Origin of the sequence: Actinokineospora fastidiosa (assembly GCF_014648415.1) — a bacterium.
GTDB lineage: Bacteria > Actinomycetota > Actinomycetes > Mycobacteriales > Pseudonocardiaceae > Actinokineospora > Actinokineospora fastidiosa.
The window spans coordinates 10325-34440 of the sequence record NZ_BMRB01000002.1; the positions used below are offsets into that span (position 1 = coordinate 10325).

The 24116-nt window shown below is 75.2% G+C and carries 8 protein-coding genes; 7 read left to right on the plus strand and 1 reads right to left on the minus strand.

From position 1 onward, the window contains the following. Positions 1-49 precede the first annotated feature (49 nt). From IEY98_RS10150 to IEY98_RS10170, 5 genes are all read left to right on the plus strand, one after another. On the plus strand, positions 50-1267 hold the full coding sequence (locus tag IEY98_RS10150) for a prenyltransferase/squalene oxidase repeat-containing protein (protein ID WP_189210191.1): 1218 nt from the start codon (positions 50-52) through the stop codon (positions 1265-1267). Continuing rightward, a complete protein-coding gene (locus IEY98_RS10155) occupies positions 1264-2085 on the plus strand; it encodes a hypothetical protein (protein WP_189210192.1) in 822 nt (273 codons plus the stop codon). Before IEY98_RS10150 ends, IEY98_RS10155 begins: the two co-directional genes overlap by 4 nt. Next, on the plus strand, positions 2082-3137 hold the full coding sequence (locus tag IEY98_RS10160; protein WP_189210193.1) for a CbiQ family ECF transporter T component: 1056 nt from the start codon (positions 2082-2084) through the stop codon (positions 3135-3137). The genes IEY98_RS10155 and IEY98_RS10160 overlap by 4 nt, the downstream gene beginning before the upstream one ends. Further along, entirely contained in the window at positions 3134-4735 is a 1602-nt protein-coding gene (locus IEY98_RS10165; RefSeq protein WP_189210194.1) for an ABC transporter ATP-binding protein, read from the plus strand. The genes IEY98_RS10160 and IEY98_RS10165 overlap by 4 nt, the downstream gene beginning before the upstream one ends. Positions 4736-4833: 98 nt before the next feature. After that, complete coding sequence (locus tag IEY98_RS10170; protein ID WP_229787027.1) at positions 4834-5604, plus strand: ECF transporter S component; 771 nt, start codon at positions 4834-4836, stop codon at positions 5602-5604. On the opposite strand, the gene IEY98_RS10175 is transcribed toward IEY98_RS10170, so the two are convergent. Then, positions 5580-6512 (minus strand): PASTA domain-containing protein, encoded by a 933-nt coding sequence (locus IEY98_RS10175; protein ID WP_189210196.1) that lies wholly within the window; start codon positions 6510-6512, stop codon positions 5580-5582. The two genes, IEY98_RS10170 and IEY98_RS10175, sit on opposite strands and share 25 nt — an antisense overlap. Positions 6513-6740: 228 nt before the next feature. On the opposite strand from IEY98_RS10175, the gene IEY98_RS10180 reads away from it, so the two are divergent. Both IEY98_RS10180 and IEY98_RS10185 read left to right on the plus strand, forming a co-directional pair. Further along, positions 6741-7772, plus strand: a complete 1032-nt coding sequence (locus tag IEY98_RS10180; protein ID WP_229786779.1) for an iron-siderophore ABC transporter substrate-binding protein — start codon at positions 6741-6743, stop codon at positions 7770-7772. 126 nt (positions 7773-7898) lie between these two features. Further along, positions 7899-24116, plus strand: a complete 16218-nt coding sequence (locus IEY98_RS10185) for a non-ribosomal peptide synthetase (protein WP_189210197.1) — start codon at positions 7899-7901, stop codon at positions 24114-24116.

Below are 24116 nucleotides of genomic sequence, written 5' to 3' on the forward strand. Positions count from 1 at the left end.
CGGGGCCTGGCAACCGGGCTTCGTTCGCGCCATTTGAAGGGCGTGACACATGGGCGTGCGCACGGCAGCGAGAGTCGCCATCGCGTTGGCACTGATCGTCGGGACGGCGCCGGTCGCCGCCGCCGATGAGCAACCGGGACCGGCCGAGGCCGCCGCGAGCTGGCTGGCGGGCCAGTTGGCCGACGGCACCCACATGACCACCACGTTCGACGGCACCGCCTACCCCGACCACGGCCTGACCGCGGACGTCGTCCTGGCCCTCGACGCCGGGGGAGTGGCCCAGGACGCCGCCTCGGCGGCCACCGCGTGGCTGGCCGCGAACAGCGGCGCCTACCTCGGCGAGGGCGATGAGGCCTACGCGGGCGCGCACGCCAAGCTGGCGCTCGTCGCCCAGGCGCAGGGCGCCGACCCCACCGACTTCGGCGGCGTCGACCTGATCGCCCGGCTCACCGCGTTGCAGACCGACTCCGGCCGGTTCAGCGACAAGTCGCAGTACGGCGACTACAGCAACGGCATCAGCCAGGCGCTGGCCGTGCTCGCCCTGCACCGCGCGGGCGGCGCGCCTGCCGATGCGGTCGACTTCCTGGCCAAGGCCTGCCCCGACGGCGGCTTCCGGCTGCTCATCGACCAGGAGCCCTGTGTGTCCGATGTGGACGCGACCGGGTACGCCGTCCAGGCGCTCGTCGCCGTCGGCCGCGACGCCTCCGCCGCGCTGGACTGGCTGGAGGGCAAGCAGCGCGCCGACGGCGGCTTCCCCGGCAGCGACCCGACCCCGGGCGTGAACGCCAACAGCACCGGCCTCGCCGCGACCGCGCTGGCCGTGGGCGGGCGCGACGCCGCGGCGGCCAAGGCCGTGACCTACCTGCTGAAGCGCCAGGTCGACTGCTCCGGCAAGGCCGCCGCCCGCGGCGCGATCGCCTACGACGAAGGCGGCTTCGACTCGCGCGCCGCCCGCGCCACCGCCCAGGCCATCCCCGGCATCGTGGGCGTCTCGCTGGCCGAGGTGAGCGCCGACGGCGCGGCGGCCGACGCGCGCGGGCTCACCTGCGCCACCCAGCCGACGTCCTCCACCCCTCCGGGGACCACGCAGGCGACCACGACCGCTCCGGCCACAACGACCACCAAGGGCGGCGTCGTGCCCGCCGCCGACATCGACGACCTCGCCGACACCGGCGTGGAGGTCGGTCCGGCCGTCGGCCTCGGCGCGCTGCTGGTGCTCGGCGGGGCGGGCCTGCTGTTCGTCGTCCGCCGCCGACACGCGTCGTGACCCGGCTGTCCGCGCTGGTCGCGGCGCTGGTCGCGACCGCGTCCACCGTGGTGTGGGCGCCCTCGGCGGCGGCCGCGGCCTGCTCGGGGACCACGGGCGTGACCGTCGTGGTCGACTTCGGCTCCCTGGGCGGCGGCACGCGGGTCGCGTGCGCGCCCGGCGACCCGTCCAGCGGGATGGGCGCGCTGTCCGGCGCGGGCTTCGGGTACACCGGCGTGTCCAGCCATCCGGGCATGGTCTGCAAGATCAACGGCCAGCCCGCTGCGGAGGCGTGCAGGCGGCCGCCGCCGACCACGGCGTACTGGTCGTACTGGTACGCCGCCCGCGGCGGGTCGTGGACCTACAGCTCGACGGGCGCCGGATACCGCGACCCCGCGCCCGGAACGGTCGAGGGCTGGGCGTTCGGCGCGGGAAGCCCGCCCGGCACACCGCCGCCCGCGCCCGCGCCGAAACCGCGGCCGCCCGCTCCCGAGCCGACCGCTACCACCCGGCCGGGCGCTCCGCCGAGACCCGCGCCGTCCGGCCAGGAGCGGACCACCACCCCACGCACGAGCACGACTCAGACCACCACCACGGCGGCTACGACCACATCCGGCCAGTCCGCATCCGCCGAGCCCACAACCAGCCCGTCCACGACGGGGCAACCCACGGGTGAGCCGACGACGTCGGGGCCGGTCGGTGTGGACGTGGCGCCCAGCGCGGCCGAGCGGGAGGACGGCGGCGCGCCGACGTCGTTCCTCATCGGCGCGGCGGCCGTGGTGCTGATCGGCGGGCTCGCGATCGGCGCGGCGCGGCGGCGGGCCAAGGCCGACCCGTGACGGTCCACCCCGGGGCGTGGTGGCTGTGGGCGCTCGGACTGGCGGCCGTGGCCGCGCGCACCACCAACCCGCTGCTGCTGGGACTGGTGGCGGTCGTCGCGGGCTACGTCGTCATGCGCTGCCGCACGGCCGCGCCCTGGGCCGCGGCGTACGGGATGTTCCTCAAGCTCGGGTTGATCGTGATCGCGATCCGGGTGCTGTTCCACGTCCTGATCGGCGGCACGTCCGGCCCGACGGAGCTGTTCGCGCTGCCCGAGGTGCCGCTGCCGGACTGGACCGGCGACATCCGGCTGGGCGGCCCGGTCAGCGCCGAGGGCCTCGCCCACGCCGTCTACCAGGGACTGCAGTTGGCGGTCCTGCTCGGCTGCGTGGGCGCGGCCAACGCGCTGGCGAACCCGAAACGCCTGCTCAAGACGTTGCCCGCCGCGCTGTACGAGGTGAGCGTGGCGGTCGTGGTGGCGTTGACCGTCGCCCCGCAGTTGGCCGTGGCCGCGCGGGACGTGCGGCGCGCCCGGCAGTTGCGCGGCGACCCGGCCCGGGGCAGGCGGGCCGTCCGGACGCTGCTCGTTCCCGTTCTGGAGGACGCGTTGGACCGCGCGCTGACGTTGGCCGCCGCGATGGACTCGCGCGGCTACGGCCGCACGGCCGGGCTGCCCGCGCGCACCCGGCTGCTCACCTCCGCGCTGGTCGTGGGCGGGCTGCTCGGGCTGTGCGTGGGCGCGTACGGGCTGCTCGACGCGAGCGCGCCCGCGGTCGTGGGGCTGCCGATGCTCGTGGCGGGCGCCCTGCTCGCCGTCGCCGGGCTGCGGCTGGGGGCGCGGCGGGTGCGGCGCACGATGTACCGCCCGGACCGGTGGAGCGTGCCCGCCGGGCTGATCGCCGCGTCCGGGGTCGCGGCGATCGCGGTGACCGTCGTCGCCGAGGTCATGGGCACGGTGCTGGTGCCGCAGACCGTCCCGCTGGTGTGGCCCGAACTGCCGCTGCTGCCCGCGGTGGGCGTCCTCGTCGCGCTCGCGCCGATCGCCCTGCGGCGTCCGGAGGTGCCCGCGTGATCCGCTTCGAGAACGTCTCCTTCGCCTACGGCGACACACCCGTGCTGTCCGGTGTGGACTTCGAGCTGCCCGAGGGCGAGCTGTGCCTGGTGATCGGCGGCACGGGGGCGGGCAAGTCGACCCTGCTGCGCGCGATCAACGGCCTGGTCCCGCACTTCACCGGCGGCACGCTGACCGGGCGGGTCGTGGTCGACGGGCGCACGACCCGCGATCACCCGCCGCGCGAGCTGGCCGACGTGGTCGGCATGGTGGGGCAGGACCCGGCGGCCGGGTTCGTCACCGACACGGTCGAGGAGGAGCTGGCGTACTCGATGGAGTCGCTGGCGCTGCCCGAGGCCGTGATGCGCAAGCGGGTGGAGGAGACCCTGGACCTGCTCGGCTTGGCCGAGCTGCGGGCCCGCACGCTCAGCACCCTCTCCGGCGGGCAGCAGCAGCGGGTCGCCATCGGCGCGGCGCTGACCGCCCACCCGCGCGTGCTGGTGCTCGACGAGCCGACCAGCGCGTTGGACCCCGGCGCGGCCGAGGACGTCCTGGCCGCCCTGCACCGGCTGGTGCACGACCTGGGCATGACGGTGGTGATCGCCGAGCACCGGCTGGAGCGGGTCGCCCAGTACGCCGACCGCGTCCTGTGGCTGCCGGGCGCTGCCGGGGCCCCGGTGCTGGGCGATCCCGGGCCGGTGCTCGCCGAGGCGCCGGTCGCGCCGCCGGTGGTGCGGTTGGGCCAGCTCGCGCGGTGGTCGCCGCCCCCGGTGTCCATCCGGGACGCGCGCCGCAAGGCCGGTCCGCTGCGCGAACGGCTGGCGGCGCTGCGGCCGGTCGTCGAGCAGGCGGTGCTCGGCGATGTGCTGCTGAGCGCGTCGGACGTCAGCGTCCGCTACGGCGCCACCCACGCGGTCCGCGCGGCCGGGCTGACCGTGCGCGCGGGGGAGCGGGTGGCGCTGATGGGCCGCAACGGGTCCGGCAAGTCGAGCCTGCTGTGGGCGTTGCAGGGCACGGGGAAGCGCGCGGGCGGGACCGTCGAGGTGGCGGGGTCCGACCCGGCGGCGCTCAAGCCCGCCCGCCGCCGCGCCCGGGTCGGCCTGGTGCCCCAGCGCCCCGCCGACCTGCTGTACCTGCACACCGTCGCCGCCGAGTGCGCCCAGGCCGACCGCGAGTCGGCCAAGCCCGCGGGCACCTGCCGGGCGATCCTGGACGACCTCGCGCCCGGCCTCGCCGACGAGAGCCATCCCCGCGACCTCTCCGAGGGCCAGCGGTTGGCCCTCGTGCTGGCGATCGCCCTCACCCCCGCGCCGGACGTCCTCCTGCTGGACGAGCCCACCCGCGGCCTGGACTACCCGGCCAAGACCCGCCTGGCCACAGCCCTCCGCGCCTTGGCCGCGCAGGGCCACGCCGTCCTCCTCGCCACCCACGACGTCGAGTTCGTGGCCGAGACCGCCACGCGGGTGGTGGTCATGGCCGACGGCGACATCGTCACCGACGGGCCCGCCGCCGAGGTCGTCACCGCCTCGCCGGTCTTCGCCCCCCAGGTGGCGAAGGTCCTGGCCCCGGCCCCCTGGCTCACCGTCACCGACGTCCGCACGGCCCTGGAGTCCGCGTGAAGCGCGCGGACGGAGGCGGGCTCGATGGCGTGATGCGGGCTCGCGAGGTGGCTGTCCATCCGCGGCGGAGGTCGGGGGAGCGGGCAGGCGTGGTGCGGATGGGGCCGCGGGCGGCGGTCGCCGTCGGGCTGTCCGGGGTGTTGGGGATCGCGGCGTTCTGCTGGCCGTTGCTGGTCGATCCCGGCGCCGGGGTGGCCCATGGCGGGGACGCGCCGTTGACCTTCGCGTTGCTGCTGCCGCTCGCCCTGGCCGTCGTGCTGGCTGAGGTCAGCGAGGGCGGGATGGACGCCAAGGCGGTCGCCATGCTCGGGGTGCTCAGCGCGCTCGGGGCGGCGATCCGCACGCTCGGGGCGGGGACCGCGGGGATCGAGACCGTCTTCTTCCTGATCGTGCTGGCCGGGCGGGTGTTCGGGCCCGGGTTCGGGTGGGTGCTCGGCAACACGACCCTGTTCGCCTCGGCGCTGCTGACCGGCGGGATCGGGCCGTGGCTGCCCTACCAGATGCTGGGCGCGGCCTGGGTCGGGCTGGTCGCCGGGCTGCTGCCGCGCGCCCGGGGCCGGGTGGAGCTGGCCATGCTGGCCTGCTACGGGATGGTGGCCTCCCTGGTCTACGGGATGCTCCTCAACCTGTCCTTCTGGCCGTTCGCGCTCGGCACCGGGACCGAGCTGTCGTTCGTCCCCGGCGACCCGGTCTGGGACAACCTCGCCCGGCTCGTCGCGTTCAGCCTGGCCACCTCGCTGGGATGGGACATCGGCCGCGCGATCACGACCGTCGTCCTGGTGCTGGCCACCGGCACCGTCCTGTTGCGCGTGTTCCGCCGCGCGGCGCGGCGGGCGCGCTGGGGTCAGGAGACCTCCCACGTCGTGTAGTCGATGTGGAGGTTGCGTCCGCTGGGCCCCTCGCTGGTCCCGGTGATCCGCACGGCGGAGGGGCGGCCCTCGTCGGTCCACACGCAGACCACCGTGCCCACGGGCAGGTCGTCCGCCGGGATCTCCGCGCTCGAGGTCTTCGCGGTCGCGCACGTCCGGTGCTCCGGCGAGACCTGACCGACCACCGCGGCCCCGCCGGGGGACATGGGCTGCAGGTGGAAGGCGAGGGTGTTGGCGTCCTGCCCGAAGTAGAGGTCGCCGCCGTGCGACGGGCTGTAGGCACCGGTGTCGAGGTCGACCCAGTTGTAGCGGCCGACGACGATGCTCGTCTGCAGGTGGACCGGTTGCGCCCGGGGGGTGGTGGTCGTCGTGGTCGGCCGAGGCGGTTGCCCGCCGCCGGTCGCCCGGGTGGTCGGGCCACCGGTCGGACCGGGGCCGGGGCCGGGACCAGGGCCGGGGCCCGGACCGGGACCGGGGCCGGGTTGGCCCTGCGGGCTGGTCAGGGTGGTCACGCTGGTGATCGGCGGCGCGCTCCCCGCCGGGACGGCCAGGTAGAGGATCACGCCCGCGCCGTCGTCCAGCCGCGTCCCGGCAGGCGGGTCGGAGCGCACGACCGAGCCCGGCGGCAGCCCCGACGGCTCGGGCACGGTTGCCCTGACGACGAGGTCCTTGGCCCGCAACTGCTCCTCGGCGGCCGCCTGCTGCAGGCCGGTCAGGTGCGGCACCTCGGTCTTGGGCTGGTGGACGAACACCCACCAGGCCACCACCGCGACCACGCCCACCAGCCCCGTCCCGGTCACCGCCAACCCGGTCGACGACCACTGGATCCCGAGGTCCAGCCGCCGCCACCACGGCTTGCGCTTGTCCTCTTCGGGTGCGGGCTGCTCCTGCTGCTGCTGCTCGGTCATGTCCATCCCACGCTGCCGGAAGCGCCGATGCGGTCGCTTCGGTAATCGGCGGGTGCGGGCGATCATGGCGGGCCCGGCCGGAAGATCACCCGAAAGGCTGACGGACGGATGTGGCGCAGGCCGCTTGATCGGCACTTTGGGACGACGCGACCTTCGGTTATGTTAGGCACGCCTAACTAAGGCTAGCTTTACCCAGGTGTCGGGGCGCGTCCGTTCGAAGGGAAGTCCATGTCCATCATGTCCACCGGGTCGAGGCGCCTGCGCCTGGTCGCCGCCGTCCTCACCGCGGGCTTCGCGCTCGCCGCGTGCGGTGGCGGCGGCACGGCCGAGACGCCCGCCAGCACGACCGCCGCCGCCCAGACGCAGGCCGAGGGCAACTCGCTGCCGGTGACGGTCGAGCACAAGTACGGCACCACGACCGTGGAGAAGGCCGACCGCATCGTCACCCTGGGGCTGTCCGACCACGAGATCGTGCTCGCCCTGGGCGTCAAGCCGGTCGGCGCGGTGGACTGGTTCGGCGAGCGTCCCTTCGGCGTCTTCCCGTGGCAGGCGGAGAAGTGGGCGGGCACCGAGCCCGCCATCGTCGGCGTCCGCGACGACTACGACATCGAGAAGATCATCGAGCTGCAGCCGGACCTGATCATCGCCCAGTACTCGGGCATGTCCCAGGAGCAGTACGACACCCTCTCGGAGCTGTTCGACGTCGTCGCCCAGCCCAAGGAGCACGCCGACTACGCCGCCCCGTGGCAGGCCATGACCCGCGCCGTGGGCAAGGCCATGGGCAAGGCCGACCAGGCCGAGGCCCTGATCAAGGGCATCGACGAGAAGTTCGCCAAGGTCCGCGCCGAGCACCCCGAGTTCGCGGGCAAGACCGTCGTGGTCGCCGACGCCTTCCAGCCGGGCACCTACTCCGCCTTCGCCGCGCACGACCCCAAGGTCGTGTTCATGAACGAGATCGGCTTCCAGTCGCCGCAGCGGATCAAGGACGTGCCGAAGGAGAAGAACGTCATCGACGTGTCCTCCGAGGGCCTCGACCTGTTCGAGTCCGACCGCCTCATCTGGCTGACCTCGGACCCCGAGGCCGAGAAGCGCATCAAGGCCGACCCGCTCTACGGCAAGCTGAAGGTCGCCGCCGAGGGCCGCGACCTCTTCGTCCCCTACTCCGACCCGCCGGTCGGCGCCGCGATCTCCTTCAACACCGTGCTGAGCATCCCGTACGCCATCGACAACATGGTGCCCCTGCTCGTCGCGCAGTCCTAACCGGACACCACACGTGATCCCCGCCCGCCTCGGGGGACAACCCACCGAGGCGTCGCGGGCAAATTATCGATCACGCGTTCGAGATGTCAAACGGGTTTCAGCAGATCAAGTCCGAAAGGGACAACGGTGGCGATCTCCTCGTCCGGCCTTCCGCTGACCGGCGGCCAGTTGGGTGTCTGGCACGCGCAGCGCATCGACCCCGACAGCGCGGTGTTCCGGGTGGCGGTCGTGGTGGAGATCGGCGGCGCCGCCGTCCCGGTCGACGTCGACCGCCTGGCCGCCGCGGCGCGCCGGGCGGTCGAGGAGACCGAGTGCCTGCACATGACCTTCGCCGAGGTCGACGGCGCGCCCCGGCAGTTCCCGACCCGGGTCGACGTCCCGCTGCCGGTGGTCGACCTGCGCGGGGAGGCCGACCCGGAGGCCGCGGCGCTGGCGCGGCTGGACGCCGAGCGCGCCCGGCCGATGGACCTCGCGGTCGCGCCGCTGTTCGCCCACGCCCTGGTGCGCCTGGCCGACGACCGGGTGTGGTGGTCCATGGTCGGGCACCACCTGCTGTTCGACGCCACCAGCACGATGATGGTCGCCGCGCGGGCCGCGGCGCGCTACTCCGGGAGCGAGCCCGGCCCGATCCCGTCCTTCGCCGCACTAGTCCAGTCCGAACAGGACTACCTGGCGGGCCCGCAGCACGAAGCCGACGCCGCCTTCTGGGACGAGCGGATGGCGGGCGTCGGCGAGCCCGCCCGGGTGCTCCCCGCCGCCGAGCGCCCCGCGGACCGGTCGCACCGGCAGGTCGTCCGGCTCGACGCCGAGCGCACGGCAGCGCTGCGCGCCGTGGCCGAGGCGCGTGGCACCCGGCTGTCCCGGCTGCTGATCGCGGGCATCGCCGCCTACACCCACCGCGCCACCGGCGCCCACGACATCGTCATCGGCCTGCCCGTCGCGGGTCGCCCCGACCTGCTCACCCGCAGCACGCCCGCGATGCTGGCCAACGTCGTGCCGCTGCGCCTGGCGGTCGCACCCGGGCAGACCGTCGCCGACCTCCTCGACCACACCACCGCCCGCATCGCCGACGTCCTGGCGCACAGTCGGTTCCGCGGCGAGGAGGTCGCCCGGCGCATCGACGCCGCCGCTGGCGTGCACGGCCTGGTCGGCCCCTCCGTCAACGTGATCCCCTTCCACCGGCCGATCCGGTTCGGCGAGCACGGCTCCCGGCTCCTCCCCGTCTGGTACGGACCGGTCAGCGACCTCAGCGTCACCGTGCACGACCCGGCCGACGGCCATCCCACCCGCATCGACATCGAGGCCGACCCCGGCGTGTGCTCCGCCGACGAGCTGGCCCGCCACGCCGCCCGTCTGACCGCCGTGCTCGACGCGCTCGCCGACCCCGGGCGCAGGCTCGCCGAGATCGATCTCCTCGACGCCGACGAGCGCGCCCGCGTGCTGGCCATGGGCATCGACGAGCACGACTCGCCCGAGGTGACCTGGCCGGAGGCGGTCGAGGTCCAGGCCGCCCGCGACCCCGACGCGGTCGCCGTGGTGTGCGAGGACGTCCACCTCACCTACGGCGAACTCGACGCGCGCGCCAACCGGCTGGCCCGGATGCTCGCCGCGCGCGGCATCGGCCCCGAGGACGTCGTCGCCGTCGCCGTGCCGCGCTCGGCGGACCTCGTCGTCGCGCTGCTCGGCGTGCTCAAGGCGGGCGCGGCCTACCTGCCGCTGGACTCCGACCACCCGGCCGAGCGGCTGGCGTACATGGTGTCCGACTCCGGCGCCGCCGCGGTGCTCAGCGGCGGCGGGGACGTGCCCGACCTGGGCGTGCCCGTGCTGGACCTGGCCGACCTGGCCGATCACGACAGCGCCCCGCTGGACGTGCCCCGGCGGCTGGACGCGGCCGCCTACGTCATCTACACCTCCGGATCGACCGGCAGGCCCAAGGGCGTCGTCGTCACGCACGACGGCATCGGCAGCCTGATCACCACCGCCGTCGAGCGGCTGGGCGTGCACCGGGGGAGCCGGGTCGCCCAGTTCGCCTCCGTCGGCTTCGACGTCGCCGTCTGGGACCTGGTCATGGCGCTCGGCACGGGCGCGCGGGTCGTCGTCGTGCCCGCCGAGCGGCGCGTCGCGGGCCCGGAGCTGACCGGGTACCTGACCGCGCACGGCGTCACGCACATGATCCTGCCGCCGTCGCTGGTGGCCGCGCTGCCCGCCGAGTGCGAGCTGCCCGAGGGCGGCGTGCTGGTCGTGGGCACCGAGATGGTGCCCAACGAGCTGATCGCCCGCTGGTCGGGCCGGATGCGCGTGGTCGTGGCCTACGGCCTGACCGAGGCGACGGTGAACTCCACGCTGTGGCTGTCGGAGCCAAGCTGGGAGGGCGCAGCGCCGATCGGCGTACCGGACCCGAACACCCGCTGCTACATCCTCGACTCCGCGCTGCGCCCGGTCCCGGTCGGCGCGGTCGGCGAGCTGTACGTGGGCGGCCGCGGCCTGGCCCGCGGCTACCGCGGCCGGGCCGACCTGACCTGCACCCGGTTCGTCGCCGACCCGTACGGGCCCGAGGGCGCGCGGATGTACCGCACCGGCGACCGCGCCCGCTGGCGCGCCGACGGCACCATCGACTTCCTCGGCCGCTCCGACGGCCAGCTCAAGATCCGCGGCCACCGCATCGAGCCCGGCGAGGTGGAGAACGCGCTGATGACGCACCCGGCGGTCGCCGCGGCGGCGATCGCGGTGCGCAAGGACCACCGCGGCGCCGCGCGGCTCGTCGGCTATGTCGTCGCCCAGGAGTCGGGCGCCAGCCCGGCCGATGTCCGCGCCCACGTCGGCAGCCTGCTGCCCGAGGCGATGGTGCCCTCGGCGATCGTGCCGCTCGACCGGCTGCCGCTGACCCCCAACGGCAAGACCGACACCGCCGCCCTGCCTGACCCGGACTGGACGGCCGGGACCTCCGACGTCGCCCCGCGCACCCCGGTGGAGACGGTGCTGGCCGACTGCTTCGCGGCCGTGCTCGGGCTGGAGTCCGTCGGCGCGCACGACGGGTTCTTCGACCTCGGCGGCGACAGCATCGTCGCCATGCAGCTGGTCAGCCGGGCCCGCGCGGCCGGGCTGCTCATCACGCCCCGGCAGGTGTTCCAGCACCGGACCGTGGCCGCGCTGGCCGCCGTGGCCGAGCCGGTCGCGGTGGTGGCGGCCGAGTCGGGCGTCGGCGACGTGCCGGTCACCCCGATCGTCGGCTGGCTGCGCGGGCTGGGCGCGGCGTCGGTGGACCGGTTCCACCAGTCGATGCGGGTGCGGGTGCCCGCCTCGGCCGACCGCGCGCGGCTGACGTCGGCGCTGCAGGCCGTGATCGATCGCCACGACGCGCTGCGCGCGACCCTGACCCCGGAGTGGGAGCTGCGGATCGCGCCGGTCGGCGCGGTGCGCGCGGTCGTGGAGGTGTCCGACGAGCCCGTCGACGCCGCGGCCGGGCTGGACCCGGCGGGCGGGGTGATGCTGCGGGCGGTGTGGTCGCCCTCGGCGGGCACGCTGCTGCTCGCGGCGCACCACCTGGTCGTCGACGGCGTGTCCTGGCGGATCCTCCTGGAGGACCTCGCCGCCGCGTGGGCGGGCGAGCCGCTGCCTGCCAGCGTCTCGCTGCTGCGCTGGGCGCGCACGCTCACCGCGGCGTCCTATGAGGACGAGCTGCCGCACTGGCGGGCGATCGAGCCCGACGCGCCGATCGGCGCGCGGGCGCTGGACCCGGTGGTCGACCTGGCCGCGACCGCCCGCGCCCGCGACATCGCGCTGGACGCCGAGACCACCGAGCCGCTGCTGACCACCCTGCCCGCCGCGTACCACCTGGGCACGCACGAGGTGCTGCTGACCGCGTTCGCCGTCGCCGTGGCGCACTGGCGCGGCGGCGGGTCGCGGGTGCTGGTCGACGTCGAGGGGCACGGCCGCGAGCCGATCGCGGGCGTCGAGCTCGACACCACCCGCACGGTCGGCTGGTTCACCAGCGTGCACCCGGTGGCGCTGGACACGGGCGCGGTCGACTGGGCCGAGTTCGCCGAGGGCGGGCCGGTCGTCGGGCGGGCGCTGGCCGCGGTCAAGGAGCAGCTGCGGGCCGTCCCGGGCCACGGCCTCGGCTACGGCGTGCTGCGGCACCTGCGCGGGCACGACCTCGCGCAGGCCCACTACCTGGTCAACTACCTGGGCCGCTTCCCGGCGACGGGCGGCGACTGGACCCCGGACGGGCCGATGGGCGCCGGGCCGGACCCGGCGATGCCGCTCGGGCACGCCGTCGAGCTGAACGCGATGGTCGCCGACGACCGGCTGACCGCGACCCTGTCCTGGGCGGGCGGGGTGCTCACCGAGACCTCCGCCGCCGAGCTGGCCGCGCACTGGCTGACCGCGCTGCGCGGGCTGGCCGCGCACGCCGCGCGCCCCGGCATCGGCGGGTACACCCCGTCGGACTTCCCGCTCGCCGACCTCGACCAGACCACAGTGGACGAACTCGCCACGCCGGGCGTCGTCGACATCCTGCCGCTCACCCCCGTCCAGCGCGGCATCTACTTCCACGCCGCGACCTCGGCGACCGACCCCTACACCGTCCAGCAGGTCATCGAGCTGGCCGAGCCCGTCGACGCGGGCGCGCTCGCCGCCGCCGTCACCGCGCTGGTCGCCCGGCACGCGCCGCTGCGCACCGGGTTCGCACGCGCGGGCGACGGCCGGGTGCGGCAGGTCGTCGTCGCGCCCGTGCCCGTCCCGGTCACCGCCGTCGACGGCGACGCCGACCGGATCGCGGCCCGGGAGAAGGCGGCCGGGTTCGACCTGGCCACCCCGCCGCTGCTGCGCTGCGCCCTGGTCGGCGGCACCCGGGTCGTGCTCACCCTGCACCACCTGGTGGCCGACGGCTGGTCCGTGCCGCTGATGCTGCGCGACCTGCTCGGCCTGCTGCGCGGCGAGCAGCTGCCGCCGGTCGCGCCGTTCCGCGACCACATCGCCTGGCTGGCGACCCGCGGCGGCGAGGCGACCAGGGCGGCGTGGGCCGCGGCGCTCGCGGGCGCGGAGCCGACCCGGCTCGTCGCGCCGGGGGAGGCCTCCGGCCGCACCCGGCTGATCGACGTGCCGCTGGCCGCGCCCAAGACCGTCCTGACGGCAGCGCGCGAGCTGGGCTTGACCGCGAGCACCGTCGTGCACGGCGCGTGGGGACTGCTGCTGGCGGCCGAGACCGGGCGCTCGGACGTGGTGCTGGGCAGCACGGTGTCCGGGCGGAACACGCCGGTGCCGGGCGTGGCCGACATGGTCGGCCTGTTCATCAACACCGTGCCGGTCCGCGTGCGCGCCGCGGCGGGGGAGACCCTGTCGGCGGTGCTGACCCGGCTGCAGGACGAGCAGTCGGCGCTGATCGAGCACCAGCACCACGGCCTCGGCGACATCCAGCGGGAGACCGGCGAGCTGTTCGACACGCTCGTCGTGGTCGAGAACTACCCGCTCGACGCCGACGCGCTGCGCGCGGCCGGGATCGTCGACCTGCAGGTGCACGACGCCACGCACTACCCGGTGTCGCTGATGGCGATCCCGGACCCGGCGCGCGGGCTGGTGCTGAAGCTGGAGCACGACCCGGCGCGGATGACCGACTCGGCGGCCGACGCGCTCGCCGCGCGGCTGGGCCTGCTGCTGGACACCTTCGCCGTCGACGCCGACACCCGTGTCGCGGCCGTGCCCCGCACGCTCGACCCGTCGAGCGGCAGGCTGTCCGGCGACGTGGTCCCGCTGCCGGATGAGTCCATTGTGGACACGATCGACCGGGTCGTCGCGCAGGCCCCGGACGCGGTCGCCGTGCGCGCGGAGGACGGCGAGCTGACCTACGCCGACCTCGCCGCGCGCTCCGACGCCGTCGCGAATGCCCTGCGGGCCCGGGGTGTCGTTCCCGGCGACGTCGTCGCGGTGGAACTGCCCCGGTCGCTGGACTGGGTCGCGGCGCTGCTGGGCGTGCTCAAGACAGGCGCCGCCTACCTGCCGATCGACCTCGACCTGCCCGCCGAGCGGCGCGAGTTCCTGCTGGCGGACTCGCGGGCGCGCGTCGTGATCGACGCCGACTTCGCCGCCGACGGCGGTCCGGCGGGCACCCGCCCGCACCCCGACCACGGCGCGTACGTGATCTACACGTCCGGGTCGACCGGCACGCCGAAGGGCGTCGAGGTCACCCACCGGGCCGTCGTGAACCAGCTGGCCTGGCTGGAGGGCGTGTTCGGCCTCGCGCCCGGCGACCGGGTGCTGCAGAAGGCCCCGGGCGGCTTCGACGTGGCGGTGTGGGAGCTGTTCTGGCCGCTGGTGCGCGGCGCGACCGCGGTGCTGGCCCGGCCGGGCGGGCACCGCGACCCGCTGTACCTGGCCGAGGTGATCCGCCGGGAGCGGATCACCGCGGTCGAGTTCGTCCCGTCCCTGCTCTCGGCGTTCCTCGACGGCGGGCCCGGCCCGCTGCCGAGCCTGCGGCTGGTCTTCAGCGGCGGCGAGGCCCTGACCGGCGACCTGGCCCGCCGCTGGGTCGACGCCACCGGCATCCCGCTGCACAACATGTACGGGCCGACCGAGACCACGATCGGCGTCACCGGCTACACGTTCGCCGAGGACGTGCCCCAGGTGCCCATCGGCTACCCGGTGTGGAACACGACCCTGCACGTGCTGGACGCCCACCTGCGCCCGGTGCCCGAGGGGACTCCGGGCGAGCTGTACGTGGCGGGCGTCCAACTGGCCCGCGGCTACCTGGGCAGGCCCGCCCTGACGGCGGCGCGGTTCGTGGCCAACCCCTTCGCCGCCGACGGCTCCCGCCTCTACCGCACGGGCGACGTGGTCGTCCGGGGGGAGGACGGCGCGCTGACCTACCTGGGCCGCACCGACGATCAGGTCAAGATCCGGGGGAACCGGGTGGAGCTGGGCGAGGTGGAGGCCCGCGTGGCCGACCTCCCGGGCGTCGCCAGGGCGGCGGCGGCCGTGCGCGGCGGCAGGCTCGTCGCCTGGGTGATCCCCTCGGGGTCCGACCTGGACGTGCGCGGGCTGGCCGCGCACGCGGGGGAGCGGCTGCCGTCGGCGCTGGTGCCGTCCGCGTTCGTCGTGGTGGACGCCTTCCCGGAGACGGCGGCGGGCAAGCTCGACCGCGCGGCCCTGCCCGACCCCCGGCCCTCCGCCGAGCCCCGACCGCAGGTGTCCGCGCCCTCGACGGTCCAGACACTCCGCGAGGTGTTCGCCGCTGTGCTGGACGTGCCCTCTGTCGGTCCTGACGACGATTTCTTCGTGTTGGGTGGGGACAGCATTCTGTCGATGTCGGTGTCCACGCAGGCCCGTCAGCGGGGAGTGGAGGTCAGCCCGACCGACGTCTTCACCCACCGCACGCCCTCGGCGCTGGCCGCTGTCGTCGGTGCGCAGGATTCCGTCGCCGCGCCGACCAGCGCGTCTGTTGATGTTCTGCGCGAGGTGTTCGCCGCTGTGCTGGGCGTGCCCTCCGTCGGTCCCGATGACGACTTCTTCGTGCTCGGCGGCGACAGCATCCTGTCCATGGCGGTGTCCACGCAGGCCCGTCAGCGCGGGCTGGACGTCAGCCCGACCGACGTCTTCACCCACCGGACACCGGCCGCCCTGGCCGCGCGGACGCCCGACGCTCCCGTCGCGCCCGCGCCCACCGGGGACTCCGACGGCGTCGGGGACGTGCCGCCGCTGCCGATCGTGCACCAGCTGCGGGAGGACGGCGGCGGCATCGACCGGTTCACCCTGCCCGTCCTCGTCCGCACCCCCGCCGACGCGACGCTGCCCGCGCTCACCCGCGCGCTGTCCGCGCTGATCGCCGCCCACGACGCGCTGCGGCTGCGGCTGACCCGCATCGCCTCGGTGCTCTGGACCCAGGAGATCAGCGCGACGGCGAGCGCGGACGATTTGATCGTCCGGGTCGACGTCACCGGTCTCGACGACGACGCCCTGCGCGCGGTCATCGCCGAGGAGGCCGACGCCGCCGCGGGCAGGCTCGCCCCGGACGCGGGCGTCGTGCTCCAGGCCGTCTGGTTCGACCGCGGCGACCGGCCCGGCAGGCTCGCGCTCATCGCCCACCACCTCGTGGTCGACGGCGTGTCCTGGCGCGTGCTGCTCGCCGACCTCGCCCGGGCGTACGCGGGGCTGCCGCTGGAGCCCGTGCCGACCTCGCTGCGCCGGTTCGCCCGGCTCGTCCACGAGCAGGCGGCCAGCCCGGCCCGGCTCGGCGAACTCCAGCACTGGGCCGCGACCCTCGCCCCCGGCGCAGACCTGGTCCCCGCGCACACCCCCGCCACCGTCGCCGAGGCCGCGACGCACCGCGTGACGCTGTCCATCGAGGACACCCGCCCGCTGCTGACCACCGTCCCGGCCGCCGCCGACGCCGATGTCACCGAGGTGCTGCTGACCGCCCTGCGCGTCGCCGCGCGCCGCTGGCAGGCAGCGCCGACCGACGACCTGCTGGTCGACCTCGAACGCCACGGCCGCGAGCCCATCGACGGGATGGACCTGTCCCGCACCGTCGGCTGGTTCACCAGCGTGCAGCCGGTCCGCCTGCCCACGGCCGACACCGCCGCCGCCACCCTCGCCGTGGTCCGCGACGCCGTCCGGCAGGCCCCGGACCACGGCATCGGGCACGGCCTGCTGCGCCACCTCAACGCCCAGGCCGCCCCGGTGCTGGCCCGCATGGCCCGCGCCCAGGTGCTGTTCAACTACTACGGCCGCTTCGCCGCGGGCCACGACGCCGACTTCACCCCGGCGCCCGAGCCGCTGGCCGTCCGGCCCGACGACGACCTGGCCCTGCCGTACGCGCTGCAGGTCGACGCCGTCTGCGACGACACCCCCGACGGCCCGGCGCTGACCGCGGCGTTCACCCACGGCCCGAGCCTGTCCGCCGCCGACGTCGCCGCGATCGCCGACGCCTGGATCGATGCGCTCAAGGAGCTGTCCGCCCAGGTCAGGCCGCGCGCGCTGATCGAGCTCACCGACGAGGAGATCGCGCGCGTCACCGCCCGGGGCGAGGTCGACGACATCTGGCCGCTGTCCCCGCTGCAGGAGGGCCTGTACTTCCACGCGGGCTACGACCAGGGCGACATCGACGTCTACACCGCCCAGGACAGCTACGACTTCGCCGCCCGCATCGACGTCGACCGGCTCCAGGCCGCGCTGCGCGCCCTCGCCCGCCGCCACCCCAGCGTCCGGGTCGGGTTCACCAGCGACGGCCTCTCCCGGCCGGTGCAGTTCGTCGCCAGCGACCCGGGCATCCCGATCACGGAGATCACCACGGACGAGGCGGGCGTCGACCGCATCCTCGCCGAGGACCGCACCACCCGCTTCGACCTCGACCGCCCGCCGCTGCTGCGCGTGCTCGTGCTGCGCCTGCCCGACCGCGACCGGCTCGTGGTCAGCCACCACCTGCTGCTCTGGGACGGCTGGTCGGCGGGCATCTTCACCAGCCAGCTGCTGGCCCTCTACCGCGACCCGAACGCGGCGCTGCCCCCGGCGGGCACCTACCGCGACTACCTCGCCTGGCTGGCTGAGCAGGACGAGCGCTCGGCTCGCGAGGCTTGGAAGAGCGCGCTTTCCGGTCTCGACGAGCCCACCCTGGTCGCGCCCGAGCCCGGCCACCCCGCCGTCCCCCGGCAGCGCCGCCGCGCCCTGTCCGAAGCGGACACCCGCGCGCTCCGCGACGCCGCCCGCGCCGCGGGCGTCACCCTCAACACCGTGCTCAGCGCGGCATGGGGGCTCGTGCTGGCGGCCGAGACCGGCCGCGACGACGTCGTGTTCGGCACGACCGCGGCGGGCAGGCCCGCGAGCGTGGCGCACGTGGAGACCGTCATCGGCATGTTCCTCAACACCGTGCCGCACCGGATCGCGCTGCGGCCGGACGAGCCGGTGCTGGCCTTCCTGCGCAGGCTGCAGGACGAGCGCACCGCGCTCATGGCCCACGACTACCTCGGCCTCGGCGAGATCCAGCGCGAGGCGGGCCACGACCGCCTCTTCGACACCCTCTACGTGCTGCAGAACTTCGCCGACGAGGACGGCGCGGCCGCGCTCATGGCCGAGCACGGCATCACCGCGGGCACCGGCGTCGACGCCACCCACTACCCGCTGACCGTCGTCATCACCCCGGGCGCCGCCATCAAGGTCAAGCTCGACCACCGCCCCGACCTGATCGACGACGAGCGGGCCGAGGCGATCCTCACCCGGTTCCTCACCGTCGCCCGCAGGCTCGCGGAGCGGCCCGACGCGCTCGTCGGCACGCTCGACCTGCTCATGGACCACGAGCGCGCCGAACTGGCGGCCGAGTGGGACGCCAGCGCGAACCCGGTGGTGGAGAAGACCGTCGCCCAGCTGCTGGCCGAGCAGGCCGAGCGCACCCCGGACGCCACCGCGCTCGTCTTCGGCGACCGGCGGCTGACCTACGCCGAGCTCGACGCCCGCATCAACCAGCTCACCCGCCTGCTCATCGACCGCGGCGCTGGCCCGGAGCAGGTGGTCGCGCTCGCGCTGCCCCGCTCGGTGGAGATGGTGGTCGCGCTGTTCGCGGTGCTGCGCGCGGGCGCGGCGTACCTGCCGCTGGACCTCGACCACCCGGTCGACCGGCTCCAGCTGATGATCGACGACACCCGCCCGCTGTGCGTGCTGACCACGTCCGCGCAGAGCTTCACGGCCGAGGTGGTCAACCTCGACCAGACCGACCTCGACGCCTACGACGCGTCCCCGGTCGAGGTGGCGCCGTTCAGCCTGGACCACCCGGCGTACGTCATCTACACCTCCGGCTCGACCGGCCGCCCCAAGGGCGTCGTCACCCCGTACCGGGGCCTGACGAACATGCAGCTCAACCACCAGGAGGCGATCTTCGGCCCGGCCATCGCCGCCGCGGGCGGGCGCAGGCTGCGCATCGCCCACACCGTGTCCTTCGCCTTCGACATGTCGTGGGAGGAGCTGCTCTGGCTGGTCGAGGGCCACGAGGTGCACGTCTGCGACGAGGACCTGCGCCGCGACGCCGAGGCCCTGGTCGCCTACTGCCAGGCGCACCGGATCGACGTCGTCAACGTGACCCCCACCTACGCCGCGCTGCTCATCGAGCAGGGCCTGCTGCGCGGGCACGTGCCGCCGCTGGTCCTGCTGGGCGGCGAGGCCGTGTCGGACTCGGTGTGGACGACGCTGCGGGAGACCGACGGCACCTACGGCTACAACCTCTACGGGCCGACCGAGTACACGATCAACACCCTCGGCGCGTCCACAGAGGACAGCGCGACCCCCGCCGTCGGCCGGGCCATCTGGAACACCCGCGCCTACGTGCTCGACCCGCACCTGCGGCCCGTCCCCGTGGGGACTCCCGGCGAGCTCTACATCGCGGGCATCGGCCTGGCCCGCGGGTACCACGACCGGCCGGGCCTGACCGCCGACCGGTTCGTCGCCGACCCGTTCGGCGCGCCCGGCACCCGCATGTACCGCACGGGCGACCTCGTGCGGGCCCGCCGCGACGGCATCCTCGACTTCCTCGGCCGCACCGACGACCAGGTCAAGATCCGCGGTCACCGGGTCGAGCTCGGCGAGGTCACCTCCGCGGTCAGCGCGCACTCCGCGGTCGCGCACGCCGCCGTGATCGCCACCGGCGAGGTCAAGCGGCTCGTCGCCTACGTGGTGTGGTCGGGGGAGGAGCGGTCCGACGAGCTGCGCGCGCACCTGAGGACCCGGCTGCCCGACTACATGGTCCCGGCCGCGGTCATGACCGTGGAGCGCATCCCGCTGACCGTCAACGGCAAGCTCGACGTCCGCGCGCTGCCCGCGCCGCGGATCGAGGCGACGGCGGCCAAGCGCGAACCGGCCAGCGAGGCCGAGCGCGTGCTGTGCGACCTGTTCGCCGAGGTGCTGGGCGTGCCCGGCGTCGGACCGCTGGACAACTTCTTCGAGCTGGGCGGGCACTCGCTGCTGGCCACCCGGGTGATCAGCCGCGCCCGCACCGCGCTGGGCGCCGAGCTGGCGATCCGCGACCTGTTCGAGGCGCCCACCCCGGAGGAACTGGCGGTGCGCGCCGCCCGCACCGGCGAGACGCGTCCCGCCCCGGTCGCCGCCGCCCGCCCGGCGCGGCTGCCGCTCTCGGCCGCCCAGCGGCGGCTCTGGCTGCTCCAGCAGTGGGAGACCGGGTCACCGGCCTACAACTTCCCGCTGTCGCTGCGCCTGCGCGGGCCGCTGCACGTGCCCGCCTTCCGCGCCGCGATCCGCGACGTGGTCGGCAGGCACGAGGCGCTGCGCACCCGCATCGCGGTGCACGAGGGGGTGCCGTACCAGCACATCGTGCCCGCCGCGGACGCCGACCCGGCGTTCGAGCTGGCGCAGGTCGGCGACCTGGCCGCGTTCGTGCAGGAGCGGGTGGACCGGCCGTTCGACCTCGCCGCCGAGCTGCCCATCCGGGTCTGCGTCGGCCGGATCGGGCCGGACGACCACGTCGTCGTGGTGCTGCTGCACCACATCACCACCGACGAATGGTCCGACCTGCCGTTCCTGCGCGACCTCGACCACGCCTACACCGCCCGCTCGGCAGGCCGAGCTCCACAGTGGACTCCACTGCCGCTGCAGTACGCCGACTACACGCTCTGGCAGCACCGCCTGCTCGGCGACCCCGCCGACCCGACGAGCCTGGCCGCCCGCCAGCTCGACTTCTGGCACCGCAGCCTCGACGGCGCGCCGGAGGACCTGGAGCTGCCCGCTGACCGCGGCAGGCCTGCGCACCCGACGTTCACCGGCGGCGAGGTCGACTTCGCGCTGTCGGCCACCCGGCTGCGCCAGGTCGCCGCCGACACCGGGGCCAGCATGTTCATGGTCCTGCACGCCGCCGTCGCCGCGCTGCTGCACCGGCTCGGCGCGGGCGCCGACATCCCGCTCGGCGCGCCCGTGGCGGGCCGCACCGACGCCGCGTTCGACGACCTGATCGGGTTCTTCGTCAACACGCTCGTGCTGCGCGCCGACGTGTCCGGCGACCCGGCGTTCACCGAGCTCGTCGGCCGCGTGCGGGAGACCGCGCTGGCGGCGCTGGAGAACCAGGACGTGCCGTTCGAGGCGGTCGTGGAGAAGGTCAACCCGGTCCGCTCGCCCGCCCGCAACCCGCTGTTCCAGGTCATGGTCGGCTACCACGCCCGCTCGGGCGACGGCGTGCGGCTGGGCGGGATGCGCGCGGAGTGGGTCGAGCACGAGACCCGCGCCGCCAAGTTCGACCTGGTCTTCAGCTTCACCGACCACCTCGACACCGACAGCCTGCACTGCCGCCTGGAGTTCGCCCGCGACCGCTTCGACCCGGCCACCGCGGCCCGGCTGGCCGAGCGGCTGCGCGGACTGCTCGACGCGGCCGCCGCCGACCCGACCGTGCGGGTCAGCGCGCTGGACGTCGTCACCGACGCCGAGCACAAGCAGGTCGTGGACCTGTTCAACGCCACCGACCGCGCCGTGCCCGCCCAGACGCTGCCCGAGCTGTTCGCCCGCTGCGTGGCCGACGGCCCGGCGAAGACCGCGGTCGTCGACGGCTCCGGGGTCACCGACTACGCGACCCTGGACGCCGAGTCCGACCGGATCGCCGCGCTGCTGGCCGCCGACGGCGTTGGCGAGGGCGCGGTCGTGGCGATCGCCGTGCCGCGCTCGGCGCGCATGGTCGCCACCGTGCTGGCCGTGCTCAAGCTCGGCGCGGCCTACCTGCCGCTGGACCTGGCGCACCCGGCCGACCGCATCGCCTACCTGCTCACCGACTCCGGCGCGGCCGCCATGGTCGCCACCGCCGCCGAGGCCGTCCGCGTGCCCGATGTGGACGGCGTGCGGCGGGTGCTGGTCGACGAGGTGCCCGACGCCCCCGCGCCCGAGTACCCGGCGCTGACGCTGGAGCACCCCGCGTACGTGATCTACACGTCCGGGTCGACCGGCAGGCCCAAGGGCGTGGTCGTGCCGCACGACGGCATCGCCAGCCTCGCCGCCACCGCGATCGACCGCATGCGCCTGACCCCCGACAGCCGGGTGCTGCAGTTCGCCTCCGTCGGCTTCGACGTCGCGGTGTTCGAGCTGACCATGGCGCTGACCGTCGGCGGGGCGCTGGTGTTCTGCCCGGCAGACGCCCGCGTCGCCGGACCGGCGCTGACGGACTTCCTCGCCGCCCAGCGGATCACCCACATGATCCTGCCGCCGTCGCTGGTGGCCGCGCTGCCTCAGGACTGCGAGCTGCCCGCCGGGTCGACGGTCCTGGTCGGCACCGAGGTCGTCCCGCCGTCGGTCATGGAGCGCTGGGCGGGCAAGGTCAACATCCTGTGCGCGTACGGCCTCACCGAGGCCACCGTGAACTCCACGCTCTGGCAGGCAGAACCGGGCTGGACCGGCGCCATCCCGATCGGCGTCCCCGACCCCAACACCCGCTGTTACATCCTCGACGAGTACCTGCGGCCCGTGCCGCCCGGCGTCGTCGGCGAGCTGTACGTCGGCGGCCGCGGCCTGGCGCTGGGCTACCTGGGCAAGCCGGGCATGACGGCGTCGCGGTTCGTGCCGAGCCCGTTCGGCCCCGCCGGGGCCCGGATGTACCGGACCGGCGACCGGGCCCGCTGGCGCGCCGACGGCAACATCGACTTCCTCGGCCGCGTCGACGACCAGGTCAAGGTGCGCGGCTTCCGGGTCGAGCTGGGCGAGATCGAGGCCGTGCTGGCCGACGACCCGGCCGTGCGGCAGGCGATCGTCGTGCCCGACCGCGACGGCGACATCGTCCGCCTCGCCGCGTACGTTGTCCCCGACGACGGCGCCGCGCCCGACCCGGCCGCCCTGCGCGCCCGGGTGGCCGGGTCGCTGCCGGAGTACATGGTGCCCGCGGTCGTGATCGTCCTCGACGGGCCCGCGCCGCTGACCCCCAACGGCAAGCTCGACAAGCGCAGGCTGCCCAAGCCCGACTTCGCCGCGCTCGCCGGGGCCGACGCGCCCGCCACGCCGGAGCAGGAGGCGCTGGCCGCGCTGTTCGCCGAGGTGCTCGGCCTGCCCAGGGTCGGCGTCCGGGACGGCTTCTTCGACCTGGGCGGCCACTCCATGGCCGCGATGCGGCTGCTCGGCCGCGTCCGCGCCGTGCTGGGCGTCGACCTGTCGATCCGCGACGTGTTCGACGCGCCGTCGGTGGCCGCGCTGGCCGAGCGGCTCGCGGGCGCCACCGCCGCGCGGCCGCCGCTGCTGGCCACCGGCATCACCGGGCCCCGGCCGCTCGCCCCCGCGCAGCGGCTCTACCTCGGCGGCACCCGCTACGACCACTCGCTGCTGCTGCGGCTGCCGGAGCCGTTCGACGTCGACGTCCTCCGGACGGCGCTGGCCGACGTGTCCGCCCGGCACGCGCCGCTGCGCACGTCGGTCGACGCGTCCGGCCAGACCCCCTGCGACCCGCCGGAGCTGGGGATCGCCCTCGGCGCCGATCCGACCGCGCTGGCCCAGGGCCCGGCGACCGCGCCGTGGCGGCCGGTCCTGGTCGCCGAGGACGCCCTGCTGCTCCTGCTGCGCTACACCGTGGTCGACGAGTGGTCGGTCGTCCCGCTGGTCCGCGACCTCGGCGCCGCCTACGCCGCGCGGAAGGCAGGCGCCGCGCCGGACTGGACACCGCTGCCGGTGTCCTATGGCGACTACACCGACTGGGCACTGCGCGTGGCCGATGACCCCGCGCAGCTCGCCTTCTGGCGGGAGGAGCTGGCGGGCCTGCCCGACGCCGGGCTGTCCTCCGGCACGCGGCGGGGCACCGGCGACCACGTCGCCTTCGAGTTGCCCGCGGACCTGCGCGCCGAGCTGGACCGGTTGGCGTCGGAGACCGGCACGAGCCTGTTCATGCTCCTGCACACCGCCTTCGCCACCCTGGCCGCCCGCCACGGCGCGGGCGCCGACCTCGGCATCACCGCCCAGGTCGCGGGCCGGGGCGACGACCAGCTGGTCGACCTGGTCGGCTGCTTCGCCAACCACGTCGTGCTCAGGGTCGACGCCGACGGCGGCTTCACCGACGTGCTGGCCCGGGTCCGCGCGGCCACGTTGCGCGCGCTGGACAACCAGGACGTGCCGTTGACCGACGTGCTCGCCGCCGTGGACCTGCCCCGGCCGCGCCTGGCCGTCGTGCACCACGAGCAGGCCGTGCTGGGCGGCGAGGCGGGCGCCCGGGTGGACGCGCTGCCCACTGGCGTCGCCCACACCGACCTGACCCTGAGCGGCTACGAGACCCCGGCGGGCCACGCGGTGCAGTGCTATCTGGAGTACGCCGACGACCTGTTCGACCGGGAACGGGTGGCGGCATGGGCACAGGAACTCCTGGCGATCCTGCGTGGAGCCGTGGGTAGGCAAGGCTAG

Excerpts from the sequence above, each read along its gene's own strand:
- IEY98_RS10150 (WP_189210191.1), top strand. The coding sequence starts at position 50 with ATGGGCGTGCGCACGGCAGCGAGAGTCGCCATCGCGTTGGCACTGATC.
- IEY98_RS10170 (WP_229787027.1), top strand. The coding sequence starts at position 4,834 with ATGGGGCCGCGGGCGGCGGTCGCCGTCGGGCTGTCCGGGGTGTTGGGG.
- IEY98_RS10175 (WP_189210196.1), bottom strand. The coding sequence starts at position 6,512 with ATGACCGAGCAGCAGCAGCAGGAGCAGCCCGCACCCGAAGAGGACAAG.
- IEY98_RS10180 (WP_229786779.1), top strand. The coding sequence starts at position 6,741 with ATGTCCATCATGTCCACCGGGTCGAGGCGCCTGCGCCTGGTCGCCGCC.